This is a genomic window from Collimonas arenae (assembly GCF_000786695.1).
Taxonomy (GTDB): domain Bacteria; phylum Pseudomonadota; class Gammaproteobacteria; order Burkholderiales; family Burkholderiaceae_D; genus Collimonas; species Collimonas arenae_A.
Genome location: NZ_CP009962.1, coordinates 538104 through 554755 on the forward strand (window position 1 = coordinate 538104; position 16652 = coordinate 554755).

General features: G+C 51.2%; 9 protein-coding genes and 1 pseudogene. 5 read left to right on the forward strand and 5 right to left on the reverse strand.

Going from position 1 to position 16652, the window contains the following annotated elements:
- Positions 1-31 precede the first annotated feature (31 nt).
- A complete protein-coding gene (gene uvrA / locus LT85_RS02325; protein WP_038484783.1) occupies positions 32-2905 on the reverse strand; it encodes an excinuclease ABC subunit UvrA in 2874 nt (957 codons plus the stop codon).
- 960 nt (positions 2906-3865) lie between these two features.
- On the opposite strand from uvrA, the gene LT85_RS02330 reads away from it, so the two are divergent.
- The 3 genes from LT85_RS02330 to LT85_RS02340 all read left to right on the forward strand — a co-directional run bounded on the left by LT85_RS02330 (position 3866) and on the right by LT85_RS02340 (position 9402).
- Positions 3866-5191 carry an HlyD family secretion protein gene (locus LT85_RS02330; protein WP_156117406.1) on the forward strand — a complete coding sequence of 442 codons (1326 nt, stop codon included), beginning with the start codon at positions 3866-3868 and terminating at the stop codon, positions 5189-5191.
- Positions 5192-6308: 1117 nt separating this feature from the next.
- Entirely contained in the window at positions 6309-7142 is an 834-nt protein-coding gene (locus LT85_RS02335; protein WP_038484788.1) for a CPBP family intramembrane glutamic endopeptidase, read from the forward strand.
- A gap of 151 nt (positions 7143-7293) precedes the next feature.
- Positions 7294-9402, forward strand: coding sequence for a peptidase domain-containing ABC transporter (locus LT85_RS02340; RefSeq protein WP_253273647.1), 2109 nt, complete (start codon positions 7294-7296; stop codon positions 9400-9402).
- 257 nt (positions 9403-9659) lie between these two features.
- Here the strand turns inward: LT85_RS02340 and LT85_RS27050 are convergent, their stop codons facing one another.
- The 4 genes and pseudogenes from LT85_RS27050 to LT85_RS02355 form a co-directional block, all read right to left on the reverse strand.
- Positions 9660-9863, reverse strand: coding sequence for a hypothetical protein (locus tag LT85_RS27050; protein ID WP_253273648.1), 204 nt, complete (start codon positions 9861-9863; stop codon positions 9660-9662).
- A gap of 34 nt (positions 9864-9897) precedes the next feature.
- A pseudogene (locus tag LT85_RS27455) lies at positions 9898-10146 on the reverse strand (YXWGXW repeat-containing protein); the annotation flags it as partial.
- A gap of 234 nt (positions 10147-10380) precedes the next feature.
- A complete protein-coding gene (locus LT85_RS02350) occupies positions 10381-11733 on the reverse strand; it encodes an ATP-binding protein (protein WP_038484794.1) in 1353 nt (450 codons plus the stop codon).
- A gap of 448 nt (positions 11734-12181) precedes the next feature.
- A complete protein-coding gene (locus LT85_RS02355; protein WP_052134566.1) occupies positions 12182-14089 on the reverse strand; it encodes a S53 family peptidase in 1908 nt (635 codons plus the stop codon).
- A 528-nt stretch (positions 14090-14617) separates the two neighbouring features.
- Between LT85_RS02355 and LT85_RS02365 the strand changes: the two genes are divergently transcribed.
- Both LT85_RS02365 and ssb read left to right on the forward strand, forming a co-directional pair.
- Positions 14618-15937 carry an MFS transporter gene (locus LT85_RS02365; protein ID WP_081991947.1) on the forward strand — a complete coding sequence of 440 codons (1320 nt, stop codon included), beginning with the start codon at positions 14618-14620 and terminating at the stop codon, positions 15935-15937.
- A gap of 66 nt (positions 15938-16003) precedes the next feature.
- Entirely contained in the window at positions 16004-16498 is a 495-nt protein-coding gene (gene ssb / locus LT85_RS02370) for a single-stranded DNA-binding protein (protein WP_038484803.1), read from the forward strand.
- Positions 16499-16652: the final 154 nt, after the last annotated feature.

Consider the following 16652-nt stretch of genomic DNA (forward strand, 5'->3'; position numbering starts at 1 on the left):
CTCCGGCCGTATTGGTCGGAGCAATGCTTGTTTATTTTTTCTTTGGTTTTTCCAGCAAGGGTCCAAGGTACTTACCAGTGACGCTGGCTGGATTCGCCGCCACCTGTTCCGGTGTGCCGGTAGCGATGATGCGGCCACCGCCGGCGCCGCCTTCGGGACCCAGGTCGATCAGCCAGTCGGCAGTCTTGATTACATCCAGGTTGTGCTCGATGATGACCACGGTATTGCCTTGATTGCGCAAGCGGTGAATCACTTTTAATAGTAGATCGATGTCGTGGAAGTGCAAGCCGGTAGTCGGCTCGTCCAGGATGTAAAGGGTGCGGCCGGTATCGCGCTTGGAAAGTTCCAGCGACAGCTTGACCCGTTGCGCTTCGCCGCCGGAGAGCGTGGTGGCGCTTTGGCCGAGGCGGATATAGCCGAGACCGACATCCAGCAAGGTGTGCAATTTACGCGCAATGATCGGCACTGGCTTGAAGAACTCATAGGCCTCTTCCACCGTCATGCCCAGCACTTCGGTGATGCTCTTGCCCTTGTAGTGCACTTCCAGCGTTTCGCGGTTGTAGCGCTTGCCGTGGCAAACGTCGCAAGGAACATACACGTCTGGCAGGAAGTGCATTTCAACCTTGATCACGCCATCGCCCTGGCAGGCTTCACAGCGGCCGCCTTTGACGTTGAAGGAGAAGCGTCCGGCGTTATAGCCCCGTTCCTTGGCCATTGGCACGGTCGAGAACAGATCGCGGATCGGTGTAAACAAGCCAGTATAGGTCGCCGGATTGGAACGCGGCGTGCGGCCGATAGGCGCCTGGTCGACCGAGATGACCTTGTCGAAATGCTCCAGGCCGCCGATCGATTCATGCGGCGCCGGTTCCGCCTGAGAACCGTACAGATGCCGCGAGGCTGCGTGATACAAGGTATCGTTGACCAGCGTCGACTTGCCCGAACCGGAAACGCCGGTAACGCACGTTAGCAAGCCGACTGGCAAATTCATCGTCACGTTCTTCAGGTTGTTGCCGGTAGCGCCGGTAATAATGAACTGGCGATCCGGATCTGCCGGAGTCCGCTTTTCCGGCACGGCAATTTTCAGGGTGCCGTTCAGGTACTTGGCCGTCAGCGATTTTTTGCTTTTGAGGATTTGCTCCAGCGTACCTTCCGCGATCACTTCGCCGCCATGCACGCCAGCGCCGAGACCCATGTCGACCACGTAGTCGGCGGTGCGGATCGCATCTTCATCATGCTCCACCACAAGTACGCTGTTGCCAATGTCGCGCAGGTGCCGCAGGGTTTCGATCAGGCGATCATTATCGCGTTGATGCAAACCGATCGACGGTTCATCCAGCACATACATGACGCCGGTCAGGCCCGAGCCGATTTGCGAAGCCAGGCGGATCCGCTGCGCTTCGCCGCCGGACAAGGTATCGGCGCTGCGTTCCAGCGAGAGGTAATCGAGACCGACGTTATTCAGGAAGGTCAGGCGCGAAACGATTTCCTTGATGATGCGGTCGGCGATTTCTTTCTTGGCGCCAGTCAGCTTCAGTTTTTCAAAGAACGACAAAGTCTCGCGCAACGGTGTCGCCGCGACTTCATAGATGGCGCGTTCCTGTTTGCCATTACCGACCTTGACGAAACGCGCCTCGACGCGCAAGCGAGCGCCGTGGCAGGACGGGCACTCTTTTTCATTGATGAATTTGGCCAGTTCTTCCTTGACCGCCATCGAATCGGTTTCGCGGTAGCGCCGCTGCAGATTGTTGACCACGCCTTCAAAGGTGTGCTCCTTGATCACGGTGCGGCCGCGCTCATTGACATAGCTGAACGGAATGGTTTCCTTGCCGGAGCCGTACAGCACAGCCTGCTGGGCTTTTTCCGGCAATTTTTCAAACGGCATGTCGATGTCGAAATCGTAGTGCGCGGCGATGCTGGTCAGCATCTGGAAATAGAACTGGTTGCGCCGGTCCCAGCCCTTGACAGCACCGCTGGCCAGCGACAGGTTAGGGAAGGCGACAATCCGCTTCGGATCGAAAAATTCGATATGGCCGAGGCCATCGCATTCCGGGCAGGCGCCCATCGGATTATTGAACGAAAACAGACGCGGCTCCAGCTCTTGCAGCGAATAGCCGCAGATCGGGCAAGCGAACTTGTTGGAATACATGTGCTCGGCGCCGCAGTCCATCTCCAGCGCAACTGCACGGCCTTCAGCCAGCCGCAGCGCGGTTTCAAAACTTTCCGCCAGGCGCTGTTTGGTATCCGCCTTTACCTTCAGGCGGTCGATGACCACGTCAATTGTGTGCTTCTCGGTTTTCTTCAGCTTGGGTAGATCATCGACTTCATAGATCTTCGCCGTGCCGGTGCCGCTCTGGATACGGAAGCGTACAAACCCCTGCGCCTGCATCTGTTCAAACAGATCCACATGCTCGCCTTTGCGATTGGCTACCACCGGCGCCAGGATCATCAGCTTGGTATCGTCCGGCATCGCCAGCACGGCATCGACCATCTGCGACACGGATTGCGCCGCCAGCGGCTTCTCGGGATGGTCCGGGCAATACGGCGTGCCGACGCGCGCATACAGCAAGCGCAGGTAGTCGTGAATCTCGGTCACGGTGCCGACAGTAGAGCGCGGATTGTGCGAAGTGGCTTTCTGTTCGATGGAAATCGCCGGCGACAAGCCTTCGATCAGATCGACATCCGGCTTCTCCATCAACTGCAAGAACTGGCGCGCGTAGGAAGACAGCGATTCGACATAGCGCCGCTGGCCTTCCGCATACAGGGTGTCGAACGCCAGCGACGATTTGCCGGAGCCGGACAAGCCGGTGATCACGATCAGTTTGTTGCGTGGTAAATCCAGATTGATGTTCTTGAGGTTATGCGTACGTGCACCCCGGATGCGGATCTCTTCCCGATTTTTATCCATCTACAGCTTTCAGCGTAAGTTTAAGGCCGTGTTGGCTTGTTGGAAATGCAATTTTCACGCCTGAAAGGCTAAGTTATGCCGCTGGCCGGTGACTAGGCCGGCACGGCAATGCCATATCAAACGGATCAACCTGACACTATATCAGGATAGGGATTTTTGAGTTTTATCCGGCTGCCTTGCACAGCCAATATTTGTGCGGAGATCTTTGATCATATAGCGGCTATTTTTTAACCCAACTTTCTTGCACGCTTTGTTCCAGTTTTCGCGCACATCTTTCGCGATATGGGATATGCCATGACCATCGTGAATTACATAATCGCAAGTGGGTTTTATCGTGACCGCGATTTTGAGAACTGCTTCAATTACTTTCGTAAGTAGCCAATTTACCCGATCCGCTGAGGTCTTTAGCCTTTTTGAAGGTTGGAAGCGAATCAAGTTTGTCAATCGATCCTATTTGGCTCCACTTTAAATTTCTAATTTCTGTCGAGCGCATACCTGTCCCGCTGCCGTAGTGAGACGGCTGCGCCTGTATCGTTTCAAGCCGCCTCGTGCTGTTTTTTTACCCCCCCTGTTCCTGGTCTTATCCATGGCGAACATGCATGTATCCGGCCTTTAAAACGCAGTCCCCCACGCCTGCCCAGGAGGTTAAATACACTGCTTTTAACGCAGTTCGCAAAAACGCCAAGTCCCCAAGATGCACTGGGTTCGGGGGAAAATTGGCTGCAACGGTTTGACGCAAAAAGGCGCATTTTGATCACGATTTATTTAACGAGCAGCCACAGTCAGGCATGCTGTTTGGTAAACAAATACGATGATGCGAATTAACAACACGCCAAAAAAATTCCATATTAACAATGTTTAACAATTAGACAATCTATTAAGATACATTTCGATACACAAAGATTCATAAAGAAATAAAGCAATGTTATCTATGCATAATTTTGTCGGGATTGAGCATTTGTGAGCGAAATAAATAAGCCGTTATCATTGTTTCGCCCCCAGGTATTGACCGCCTACAGTAGTCAATGGGTTGGCTCTATTCGTCTGGCGCAACCACTCTCGGCTTGGGCGATAACCTTTATGGCTCTTGTGGTAGGCGCCACACTCGTTGCTTACGCTTCCTTTGGCAGCATCACAAAAAAAGCTAGGGTTGCTGGCATCACTGTCCCTACCTGTGGCAGTTTGACGATAAATGCTCCGAATGTCGGCGTATTAATTCATACCCATGTCACAGAGGGACAAAGAGTTGTCGCTGGGCAGACCCTCTTTGAACTATCAACGGAACGTCAGGGAAATCAAGGTGAAATCACTGCGCTGATCTCACAACAATTGGCTGCTCGTCAACAATCGCTAGAAACTGAGCAGCGTTTGCGCGCTACACAATACCTGGAGAAAAAGCAGGCGATTATTCAACATCTCAATAATCTCGCCGCCGAGGCCGGACAACTGGAACAAGAAATTGCACTTGCTCAACGCCGGCATGATCTAGGGCAATCAAGCCTAAGCAAATATGAGGCCCTACAAGCAAGTGGTTATGTATCGCCGGCACAGACCCAGCAAAAACAAGAAGATCTGATCGATCTAGCAGCACGTGTGAGTAGTCTCAATAGAAATAAACTTCAATTGCAGGCGAACCGCCAAAGTCTCCAGGCTGACTTGGCTGTACTGGCCAACAATTTAGCGACTGACAACGCTCAACTACAAGGTAATGAAGCGAGCTTGCAACAAGAAATGGCTGAGAACCATTCTCGCAAAGGAAGTCTGATCGTCGCAGCGCAAGCGGGCATAGTTACCACAATTACCTATCAACCGGGGCAAGCTGTGAGCGCAGGACAGGTTCTTGCGACGATGATACCCGCAAGCGGGACTGACACCGCAACAGCATGTAATAGCCTCGAAGTCCATCTATATACCCCCAGCCGGAATGCAGGTTTCGTTATTCCAGGACAGCAGGTACTAATTCGCTTTAGCGCCTATCCCTATCAGAAATTTGGCCTGCAACAAGGTCGTGTCATTGATGTCAGTAAAACCCCTTTTGCGCCGAATGAGCTTCCACCTAACTTGGCCAGCACAATACTCAGCAATGCACAGCAAACCATTCAGGGATTCAACAGCAACGAAGCGCTATATCGGATCAAGGTCAGGCTGGACAAGCAGAGCATAGAAGCATATGGACAAGCGCAATATCTCAAGCCGGGTATGACCTTGGAAGCAGATGTGATGCAAGACAGAAGAAAGATTTGGGAGTGGATTGTTGAGCCGATTTTGGCGGTTACGCATCGCTGAACGTGATTGCAAAGTCCGAGGATCTGAACACATTAGTCGAGAGTTTTTGCATTGGCTGAAAGCAGGTGTGGTTGGGACAAAGACAGATCCCTTTATTCTGTCGTAGTTGGAGAAATAGATGCGCGAGTTAAATGCAATCGAAATTGAGGCAGTAACAGGAGCCGGTTTGACAGATGTCGTAAAAAAATTAGGGCCAGTGGTTAAAGAGATGGTCAAAGACGCTGCTGCGAGTGCAGCCGGACAGGCAATTGTTGAAGCGCTAACGCCAAAGTCACCACCGCCACCGCCTCCACCACCTCCTAAAAATGGCGGTGGTGGAGGCGGTGGAGGCGGAGGCGGCGGTGGCGGTGGCGGCGGTGGCGGCGGTAGTGGCGCAGGTGCCGGTACGGGTACAGGTGCTGGCGGAAGTTTGAAAAGAGGCTCAGTCGCCATTAATCAGGATTAATTGGCAGATTGGTAGAAAAGGACTTGTTCCCCTTTCGATAAATAAAATACCTAGGGCTAAAACCTCGGGGCAGCGCTGATGTGGCAGTTACACGTCGCTGAAAGTGATTACGAAGTCGGAGGCATGTGAACCCGTTAGCCTGGCGTTTATTGGATTGGCTGCAAACAGGTGTCGTTGGGGAAAGGACAGACCCCTTTATTCTGTCGTAGTTGGAGAAATAGATGCGCGAGTTAAATGCAATCGAAATTGAGGCAGTAACAGGAGCCGGTTTGACAGATGTCGGAAAAAAATTATGGCCAGTGATTAAGGAAATAGCCAAAGACGCTGCTTCGAGTGCAATCGGGCAGGGAATTGTTGATGCGCTAACGCCAAAGCCACCTCCGCCTGCGCCTCCAGCACCACCGCCAAACCCACCGCAAGAGCCCAAACATGATAAAGGCGGGGATACTGGTCGTCGGGAAACATTCCGGGGCGACTATACTGGAAGCGGGCAAAGCGGGATGCCACGCAGTGGTAGTGTACGTATCATGACGGTGTAGATAATATAGGTTGGATATAAATGCAGCTACATTAAATAATATATATGTAGCTGCATTCTTTTTTATTAAATTCATTTTTTGAATAAATATTTTTTCTTAAAAAATCATTTTGACTAATTTCCGATAAAAACAAATGCAAAAAAAATTATCTAAATTTCCAGTTTTATGGATATTTATCGTCGGATTATTTGTTAATGTAATAGTGATAACATTAATAAAGGGTTATGTTGATGAAGAGAATTTAATTGTAATTCCAAATGTGATTTTTGCAATTTCTTCAATATTATTTGTATTTAAAGAAAAAATTTCATTAACAGCTATATTTGGCAATATTCCCAGATTTTTTAAAGATTTTTTATACATTTTTCTTTATATTTTTCTGCTGATATTAATGATGCTGATTCTCGGGGCAGTATTTTATGTTATTTTTCGCTTTTCCCCAAATTCATTATATTTGCTGATTGACAATGCATCTTCTAAAGCAAATTTACTACAGAGGTCGGTTTTTCTTGATATTTTATTTCCGTGCTTATTCGCTCCAATTATTGAGGAATTTTTCTTTCGCGGGCTAATCTTGCAAAAATTCATGTTAAAAATGTCCGTCACTCGTGCCATTATTTTTTCATCAATAATATTTGCACTTGTACATTTTCACGCATTTATATTTATTCAATTTTTCTTTGCAATTTTTGTTTCAATTGTCTATATAAAAACACATTCATTATTTTCCGCTATTATTATTCATATTATTAATAATAATATTACTGTGTTTATGTTTTATAACTCTGAATCCGGTGAAAAAATGTCCGCAAGTGAAATTACAGATTTAGCTAACGTTATGACAGCGATTGGACCTTGGTTGCTTCTTTGTTCAATTCTTGGCTTGATAGGGTTGCTTTTTTTCCTGAAAAAAATATGGCCTATTAAAGATTCCATTCTTCCTTACCAATACAATATTACTCAATGAGCATGGAAAATCACTCACAATGTTATTCAATTTCTATAAGGCGGTTTAAAAAAATGGTATTTGGAAACTAAGCTCCAAGTGCCCAACACATCATAAATGTTCGTCATGAGAAAAGCGCAAAGAAGAGCGCATCTGTTAATGGGATAATTTGTTGAAACCACAACTTCAAACTGAAGCGAGCGAATGCGGCCTAGCATGCTTGTCTATGGTCGCCAACTACTATGGTTATCGCGTTGATCTGGCAGATCTGCGTCGTCAATTCCTGATTAGTTTAAAAGGAGTGACGCTTGCGCAGTTAATGCGTCACGCTGCCGTGCTGGAGTTGAACACACGACCTTTACGCTTGGAGTTGGATGAGCTGACCCAACTACAAACACCATGTATCTTGCATTGGAACCTGAATCATTTTGTGGTTCTCAAGAAAGTGAGCAAGAACTGGAGAGGCGAGTTGAGCGCGCTTGTGCTTGATCCAGCAGTGGGTGAACGACGAGTATCATTGGAAGAAATATCGCAGTATTTCACTGGCGTTGCTCTTGAGATTTCACCCAATCCGGCTTTTAAGAGCAAAGATGAACGCAAGCGAATAGCATTGCGTGATCTGACCGGCCCCATCATTGGCCTGCGTCGCGCTGTCACACAAGTGTTGATCCTGGCGTTGGTATTGGAAATTTTTGCAATTGCCTCACCGCTGTTTAATCAATTCGTCATTGACGATGTCATCGTCAGCGGCGATCGAGAACTGCTGACGGTGCTGGTACTGGGCTTTGCTTTGCTGATGATTGTCCAGACCGCCATCGGTTTGGCGCGCAGTTGGTTTCTGATGCGTTGGGGCATGGACATTAGTATGCAATGGTCGGTACGTGTATTCGCGCACCTGACGCGCTTGCCCGTGGCTTACTTTGAAAAACGTCATCTCGGCGATGTGGTATCTCGCTTCAGCAGTATTCATGCCATACAAAGTACGCTGACCAGCATGTTTGTCGAAAGTGCCTTAGATGGATTAATGGCACTTTTGGCTTTCGGCATGATGTTGGCATACAGTCCAAAAATGACGCCGTTGGTTGTCATCGCAGTAGTTCTCTATGCGCTCTTGCGTTGGATCTTCTATCAGCCGTTTCGTGATGCGTCGCAGGAGATGTTGATTTTGTCGTCGAAGGAAAGCAGCAATTTCCTGGAGACGGTGCGCGCCATCACTCCTTTAAAGCTGTTCGGCAGAGAAGTTGAACGAATGGCGCGCTGGCAGAATTTGATGATGGATGTGCAAAATCGCGAGATCAAAACACAAAAACTGGCGATTTTATTCAAAATTAGCCATACAGCCATCTTTGGCGGACAAGGTTTAGCGCTGTTTTATGTCGGCGCCGGAGAAGTCATGCAAAACGCTTTGACAGTCGGCATGTTGATGGCTTTTTCAAGTTATGCCGGAACATTCTCCAGCCGTATCTTCAATCTCATCGACTTGTTCATTGATCTGAGAATGTTGGGGATGCATTCCGAAAGACTTGCAGACATCGTGATGGAGAAAAGCGAGCCAGAGGTTGCTACAGAAACGGACTTGAGCCGCATCAAGCCTTCGATCACATTGAGGAATCTCAAATTCCGTTATGCCGAGGGTGAACCTTGGGTACTGAACAATATCAATTTAAACATACCGTCTGGCCAAAACATCGCTTTGGTTGGTCCGAGCGGCTGCGGGAAAACGACTTTATGCAAGATCATTTTAGGATTGCTGGAGCCAACTGAAGGCGAAGTTTTGATCGACAATATTCCAATCACACAAATTGGTATTCGCGCTTATCGCCAATTAGTAGGAACCGTAATGCAAGAAGACGTTTTGTTGGCTGGGTCAATACAAGACAACATCAGTTTTTTTGACAGTCATATAAATTTCGAACAAATAGAACACTGTGCCAAGCAAGCCGCAATTCATGAAGAGATAGTGGCGATGCCAATGGGCTACCAGACTCTGGTTGGCGACATGGGCAGCAGTCTGTCTGGCGGCCAAAAGCAACGCGTTTTGCTGGCTCGAGCTTTGTATAAGAAGCCGAAAATATTGGCGTTGGATGAGGCCACTAGTCATTTGGACGTGAGTAATGAACAGAAAGTCAATGATGCTCTTAGTCAGTTAAATTTGACCCGAATAATGGTGGCTCATCGGCCCGAGACTATCAACTCCGCTGGAAGAGTGGTTGCAATTGAGGGAGGACAGATCATTGAGCAACGTGCACAGTTGGAGAGTCACAAGATTGCCTTGATGTAACATCAAGCGCCTCATTCCACGCCGTCAGCTATAGAATCGATTTTCGTTGAGTGAGATGTGTCAAGCTTGGGAGAAATTTGGGCGAAAGCGGAGACCTTTTCAGCCCTCGCCAGACCGGCTAGATTTTATGATCTCTAGTGTTTACGCGGCCTGGCGTGATCTTGGCTGGTTTGTAATGGTGGAGGCGGCGGGAATCGAACCCGCGTCCTTCCACAAACCCCATGCACCGCATAGGATTAGTCACCATTTGTACTGATTTAAGTCTCAGCAATTTCCTTTTTTTGCCTGTCCCGGAGGGCAATGATAGCGAGGTTGGTCATCATGCCGGTCATCACCGCGACGGTCATCGCCGTGACGATCGTCCCGACGATCTTCATATCGGCCATGGTCGTCGCCCCGATGCCATCCGCCACGACGCAATTCCCATCCATTGCTGCCTTGACGCCATTCAGGGCGGTCATACATATAACCGCTGCGTGCGCGTTCCCAATGTCCGCCTGCCCAGACATGGCGACGGCCGTCCCAGTTCCAGTATCCGGGCGCCCATACATAACCAACTCGCGGCGGCGGCACGAGCTCATATCGTGGTGGTGGAGGTGGCGTGCCGATGGTGATGTTGACGCCGATTTGCGCCATCGCAAGGGTTGGCATAAAAGCAGAAGCGCCGGCGACGACAAGAGCGGCTGCGCAGAAGATACGTTTCATATTTTCTCTCATATGTTTTTGATGGCTGGGACTATACATTCGACGAATCCAGAGTTCTACAGCGATTGCAATTAATTACATTGCATCCGTGCAGCAGATACTTGGCAACGATTGACGTTGCCAATAATCGCCCATATACACATTGCGATCTGTTAAGGATCGTTAAATTCAATCACAAGATTCTCAGAATGTGCTTCGACGGACTAACCTGAACCGGTCATCTGCGTCATTTTACGCCCTGAAGCGTAGGGAGCGGAGGCTTCATTTCAAATTTCAACGCAGTGCCGGCAACCGTAAAATCGCTTCCAGCCCGCCATCCGGATGATTCATCAATTGCAGCGTCCCGTCATGATTTTCAGCGATATTTCGCGCAATGGTGAGTCCCAGGCCGGTGCCTCCCGTCTCGCGCGAGCGAGAGGTCTCCAGTCGTGAAAATGCGTCGAATACGGTCTCAAGCTGATCGGCTGGAATTCCCTGGCCGCCATCACGAATTTTGATGACTATGTCGTTACCTTCGCGCATTGCATGCACGCGTGCATGGTGTCCGTACTTGACTGCGTTATCCAGTACATTGTTGATGCAACGCCTCAATGTGTTTGGCTGCGCTTTGATGGAGGCGCCGGTGCGGCCTGCCAGCGTTACGTCTTGCCGGGCATCCGTCGCATCGGCGCATATGCTGTCGAGCAGCGAATCGATGTCCAGTTTCTGCATTGCTTCCGTCGAATCCATGCTGCGAGCCAAATCCAGGCCTTCACGTACCATGGTCTGCATCATTGCCAGGTCTTGTGCGAATTTGCGGTGCAATTCGACATCGCTGATTTTTTCAAGGCGCAAGCGTAATCTGGTCAGCGGTGTTTGCAAATCGTGGGTAATCGCAGCGAGCATGTGTGTCCGATGCTGAATTTGCCGCTTGATGCGGGCCTGCATGGCATTGAATGCCATTGCGGCCTGTCTTACTTCGATTGGCCCTGTTTCCGCTAAAGGAGCGTGATCAATGTCATGTCCAAGTTCACCGGCAGCGCGGGCAAGATTCTGTATTGGCCGGACGGTGATCCTCGCCACTATATATGCGAGGCCCGCCAACAGAAAAAGGAAGAGGCCGAAATATGGGGAGCGATAGTAAATGAGTTGCCAATTCAAGTTATGCGCATCTGTTCGGAATTTTATTTTCTGATATTTCCCATTTTGTAAGCGGACAAATACTGCCTGGCATTTATCGTCGCGAAAAAGCGAGTCAAGACTGTGCGGCTTTTTTACCGGCAGGCAGCCGATTTGCTTGCTGACGATGACAGTCCGATTGTCTCCCAGCTTATTCTTTATCGCTGTCGCCAGCGACGGATAGTCATTGGAAGCATTTCCCGTATCATCGACTTGCGTCGATTCTATACCCCAATATTTACTCAGCTTTTGTTCATCCTCGTAGGCGCTCGGCGATGCATCTACTATGGGAGAAACGATCATGTCCACTCGTTCAGCGATCTTGTTCTCACGCGATTTCAATTGTGAATTGTAATGGGCGTAGGCGGAAAGCATGTGCGTTGTAATGCCGCCAATCAAGGCTCCTCCTGCCACAATGATAAAAACCCTGTTGCCTACCGAACCAATAAAATTTCTTATCAAAAGCATTTCGTCTCCTACTACACGGTCCTAATTAAATTGACAGTCGTACAAATGAAAATCCAGAAATATTGCGCTACGCAGACGGCGTCGATTGATCATAAACATTTGACAATGGTGCAATGGCTTTTTATAACCGGTCCAGCTAGTAATTCCGCCATTTTTGGCGGAGTTTAAAGCAGAGATTAAGCGGCGACGAGAAATATAATCACATATCTCATTCTTGGGCTGAAATACGTTTTTTTTGAGATCTTCTCCAGTTGCGCCACTTTTGGAATCTCTGGGAGGAGCTGGGTGGCTTGATGTTGTTCAGAGCAGGTGTTTTAAGACGGTTCCGGGGTGTGCGAAGATACCGGGTTTAGCTTTGTGTTGAAGGCGTCAAAACTCATTGTCGCCGCCACGGAGAGAGCGAAGCCGTGGCGGCGATGTGAAGCAGGCTAACTAGAACGGCTGACGATTAACGCGCAAAGTCAGACGTATTGGCGATGAAGCTGTTCAGGTTGCTGATGTTCAGGCTGCCGAAGCCGGTAACCGCATCCCAGCCCTTGCCAGCCTTGTAGCCGTAAGAGCTGCTGTAGCCGTTGGTGCCGGAAGTCACGTCATGCAGCAGCGATGCGTTGGCTGACTGCGGGAAGTACTTGTAGAAGCTGGCGGCAGGGAAGCCCAGGCCGTTGTTGTTGGCCGACTGCATGCGGGCCCAGACGCCGGTGAATATCGGTGCAGCGAGGCTGGTGCCGCCGACTGTGTACAGGTTGCCGTTCTGGTTGGTGGTGCTGCCGTTGATGACCAGATTGGCGCCGCTGGCGCTGGCGGCGTCGAATGCGATGTCCGGCAAGCCGCGGGTAGTGGCGCCCGTTGCCGTTACGCCGGATTGATAGCTTGGCGCTGCCTCGAACTTGCTGTAACCGCCGCCGGTGGCCCAGATGCGTTTGGTATTGTCGACGTCGCCGGCGGCATCGTACTGGCCGATGGCGCGCAAGCCTTCATTCCAGACGGTTTCGCTGCTGTACGAGCCTGACGTTGTGTACAGAGTGGTGCCGCCGACCGCGATCACATAGGGTGATGCAGCCGGTTCGCTGACGTCATAGGCCGCCTTGTTTGTCGGCACGCCAGGCTGGCCGGAAATCGAACTGGTCTGGCAGTTGTAGGCGCCGGCATCGCCGGTCGAGACTGAGAAAGTCTGGCCTTGCGCCACCGCTTGCTTGAATACATTGTCGTCGGCGGCCTGGGTGCCGTCGCTATTGGTATCCGATTCGCAGCCGCCCAGGGAGACGTTGATGACCTTTGCCAGATTGTCGGATACGGCCTGGTTATAAGACGCGGTGATGCTGCTGAACTGCATGTCTGGCGATGCGTAGAATATCAATTGTTGTACCGCGCCGCCGCTGGTGCCGGTGATGGTCTGGCTATCCAGATTCCACTCGACCATGCCAGAGGTATCGCTATAGTCGCTGCCGTCGGGACCGGTTTGCACCACGTTGGTATTGACGGTGGCGAAATTATTGTTTGCGGTGAAGGTATTAAGGTCGGCAATCGTCTGCGTCAGGTCGCCTTCCGAGATGACGGCGACGGTGGTATTGGCAGCGGTTGGCGTGGAACCGGCGTTGTAGATGCCGGGGAATTCCGCAGGGCTATGTGAAGTGGCGATCGGCGTCGCGTTGGTGCGTGCTTTGGCGAACAGCGATGCGTTGGCTTTGGCGGCCGGCAGCATGACGTGGTTGGTATGGGCGAGCGCTACGTTTTGCAAGCCCAGCACTGAGCCGACGATGTGGCCGAGCGCTGCCGGCACTTGTGCGGCGTCCGTATTGGCAAACACCTTGCGGCCATCTTGTTCGAAGCGTTTCAGCGCGGTATGGAAACCAGCCTGGACGGTAGCTGCAGTACCGTCAGCTGTCACCAGCTGGCGATTCGGCGCGACCTTGATATTGACGAAACCGGCTTTGCGCAGATGGGCAACTACAGTCACCACATCTTTTTCAGTAGGGGCATATTCCGCCTTGAATTGTGCGGGCGTCAGGAATTTGTTGTGGACCCGGCTGCCAGGCGTACGCAACTCCCGCAGAAATTTATCCAGCTTGGCTTCATTGCGCAGGTTCAGGCTCAGCGTGACGTGGACTGGTTCGCCTTGCGCCATTTGCACGGCAGCTTCCGCAGATGTTTGCACGCTGGCGTCAACTGCTGCGCTTTTTTGTTTCGCTTGTACTTGCGGCAGGAATGCCTTGGTCTTGGTCGCGACCCAGGTATCGTTAGTCGCCGCATGTACCGACAAGGATGCAAGCGCCAGGGACAGCGCCAATGACAAGACCGAAGCCCGGGGAACCGCAAAACTGCCTGCTGCTGTTTTCGCTGATGTTTCCGATTTCATTTGCTTATTCCTCTTAAGTGGAGCCGATAAAGGACGCCGCGGCCCGCATGGCTTGTAACCATGCAGGTTGTCTTGGCGCTGGGTTCCGCATCGCATACCGTGATGCGGCGATTAGCGGAGATCAGTCCGCTAATAGGGATGGCGGCAGCGCTGGCTCTGCCTGTGCCGGAAGGTGGGCGGGGCGGTGGTGTGGCGAACTTGCATCGAGGACAGGAACAGGGGAGTGCGCTTAGTCAAAGTCATGTAATTCCCTCTCAAGGATTAACAACGCCATCGCGACTTTTTGTGAAGTCTTACTGGGTATGCCAATCGAGATGTGAAAAGGGGTCATGCTTTTGGGGAATATTTGAACAGAACGGTCTATTAATTGTAAGCAATTGTTAGCGCGGCCAGGAAGCTGGAGAACAGCGTCATTTTTTTGCGACGCCGGCCATGCTGAAACAACAACGGCTCTCAAAAAAATCAGCCATTCCAGATCCATGCGAAACGGCTTTTACCTAGTCGTTCGCTGCCTTGCAGGTTGTGGGCATGTCATTCCCTGCTACTATATTGGGTTTGGATCTTGCTCCTTGCAGTGCTTTCACGCCGCTCCTGGCGATGCTCAATATGAATAATCCGTCCTCCCCTCCCGATAGCGAGGCAACCAGCGGCATGAGCCGTGCCGAAGTCAAGGCGAGCGCTTCGCTGGCCTCGATATTTGCGCTGCGCATGCTTGGCCTGTTCCTGATCTTGCCGGTCTTCTCCGTGCACGCAAAAACTTTGCCGGGGGGCGATAGCGCTGCCCTGGTTGGACTTGCGATGGGGATCTACGGCCTGGCGCAATCGTTCGGGCAAATCCCGTTCGGCGTCGCTTCCGATAAATATGGTCGCAAGAAGATCATCGTGGTCGGTCTGATCCTGTTTGCGCTGGGTTCGTTCATCGCCGCCGGTGCAGGGAATATCTACTGGGTGATCGCCGGTCGCGCGATCCAGGGCGCAGGTGCGATCTCGGCCGCAGTCACCGCTTTCATCGCCGATTCAACCCGGGAAGAACATCGCACCAAGGCCATGGCTCTGGTTGGTGGCTCGATCGGCCTGACTTTTGCCTTGTCGCTCATCATTTCGCCGCTGCTCTATGAATGGATCGGCATGGGCGGCATCTTCGCCATGACCGGGATACTGTCGCTGGCCGCCATCGGCGTAGTAATCTGGCTGGTGCCAAGCGTCCCGCTGGTCAAGGCCCGGCGAGTGGCGTGGTCGGAAATCTTGCGCAACAGCGAATTGATGCGGCTCAACTACGGCGTGTTTGCTCTGCACATGACACAAATGGCCATGTTTGTGGTGATGCCGGCGGCGCTGGTCAAATACGCCGGCCTGCCTATTACCTCGCACTGGAAAATATACCTGCCGGTCGTCCTGGCGTCGTTTGTAATGATGCTGCCGCCAGTGTTTGTCGGCGAAAAACAGGGCAAGATGAAGCAAGTCATGGTGGCCGCGGTGGCGCTGTTGTTTATGGTGCAACTTGGCTTGTTGCTGACATTCTCAATGGAAACTATTCGTTGGGAGTGGCTGGTTGTACTGTTGTTGGGATTTTTCATTGCCTTCAACGTGCTAGAGGCCAGCCAGCCGTCGCTGGTATCACGCATAGCGCCGCCAGCCGCCAAAGGCGCTGCGCTGGGTGTGTATAACACCATGCAAGCGCTGGGTTTGTTCTGTGGCGGAGCCCTAGGTGGATTGCTTAAACAGCATGCCGGGGCACCGTCGGTTTTCATTTTAGGATCGGTTGCGACCCTGTGCTGGCTTATAATCGCATCCAGCATGAAAAATTTGCCACGCCGCAGCAAGGCGGCCGCCACGGCGGCAGCGTAAATTCAACGCATTGGTTTAAAGCAAAATTCAACGCATTTATCAAGATACTCGTATTAGGAGAGAAACATGGCATCGGTCAATAAAGTCATCATCGTCGGCAATCTCGGCCGCGATCCGGAAACGCGCTATATGCCAAACGGTGAAGCAGTCACCAACATTGCCGTTGCCACGACGGAAAGCTGGAAAGACAAGAACAGCGGCGAGAAAAAAGAATTAACCGAATGGCACCGCATCACGTTCTACCGCAAATTGGCAGAGATCGCCGGACAATACCTGAAAAAGGGTTCGCAGATCTACATCGAAGGCCGTCTGCAGACACGCAAATGGCAAGACAAGGATGGCGCCGAGCGTTACACCACCGAAATCATCGCCGACACCATGCAAATGCTGGGCAGCCGTCAAGGCCAGGGCGGTAGCGCCTCCATGGACGACGGCGGCTACAGCAGCGCGCCGCCGGCTCGCCAGAACACCAGCGCACCTGCTGCTCAAGCCTCCCGTCCGGCACCGGCGTCGCGCCCGGCGCCGAATTTCTCGGATATGGATGACGATATTCCTTTCTGAATCGGACAAGGAAATTTTTGTAAAGTAGATTCAATTTTTCTCTTCCTTAATCTATTGATTTCTAAGGGGAAAGTGTTGAATCGATGCCTCTCAATTCTGTAAAGGATTGGGAGGTTTTTTTCGCCCAAGGACGTTGTAATGGTGGGGATTCGTA

Coding starts and splice junctions, on each gene's coding strand:
- uvrA (WP_038484783.1), bottom strand. CDS start 2,905: ATGGATAAAAATCGGGAAGAGATCCGCATCCGGGGTGCACGTACGCAT.
- LT85_RS02335 (WP_038484788.1), top strand. CDS start 6,309: ATGCAAAAAAAATTATCTAAATTTCCAGTTTTATGGATATTTATCGTC.
- LT85_RS27050 (WP_253273648.1), bottom strand. CDS start 9,863: ATGACCGCCCTGAATGGCGTCAAGGCAGCAATGGATGGGAATTGCGTC.
- LT85_RS02350 (WP_038484794.1), bottom strand. CDS start 11,733: ATGCTTTTGATAAGAAATTTTATTGGTTCGGTAGGCAACAGGGTTTTT.
- LT85_RS02355 (WP_052134566.1), bottom strand. CDS start 14,089: ATGAAATCGGAAACATCAGCGAAAACAGCAGCAGGCAGTTTTGCGGTT.
- LT85_RS02365 (WP_081991947.1), top strand. CDS start 14,618: ATGTCATTCCCTGCTACTATATTGGGTTTGGATCTTGCTCCTTGCAGT.
- ssb (WP_038484803.1), top strand. CDS start 16,004: ATGGCATCGGTCAATAAAGTCATCATCGTCGGCAATCTCGGCCGCGAT.